This is a genomic window from Bowmanella dokdonensis (genome assembly GCF_017254865.1).
GTDB classification, from domain to species: domain Bacteria; phylum Pseudomonadota; class Gammaproteobacteria; order Enterobacterales; family Alteromonadaceae; genus Bowmanella; species Bowmanella dokdonensis.
The window spans coordinates 1-398 of record NZ_JAFKCV010000135.1 but is presented as its reverse complement, the minus strand read 5'-3'; the positions used below and the strand labels follow the sequence as shown (position 1 = coordinate 398).

Below are 398 nucleotides of genomic sequence, written 5' to 3'. Positions count from 1 at the left end.
CAAATCGACTCATCAGCACAAAGTTATTTTCCTTCGGAGTACTTTGAAGTCACTTTATCCTCCGGCGAAAGCCTGTCCACCTTAGCCGGTAAATACTTAAATTCACCACTGAAGTTTTATGCTCTGGCAAAGTACAACCAGATCATTAGTCCCAGCAAAGTTAACATAGGTCAAACGATAAAAATTCCCCTGACGCCGGAGGCTAAGTTTGCCCTAAGTCAGCCCAGTAAACCTGTGATTGAAGAGGACCCGCCTGTTGACCTGGTGGATACTGCTGCACCCCCTGCCAATGTGGAAGAGCATGTTATTGAGGACAAGGTTGATGAACCTGTTGTGACCCCCGACCCCTTACCCGTTGAAGACGCAGCCCCTCCCAGTGCGGCTTCGTTGATGCAAAC

The 398-nt window shown here is 48.7% G+C and carries 1 protein-coding gene; it reads left to right on the top strand.

The window, feature by feature from the left end:
- The coding region (locus J0A66_RS21895; RefSeq protein WP_206575959.1) for a LysM peptidoglycan-binding domain-containing protein at positions 1 to 398 on the top strand (398 nt) is incomplete at both ends.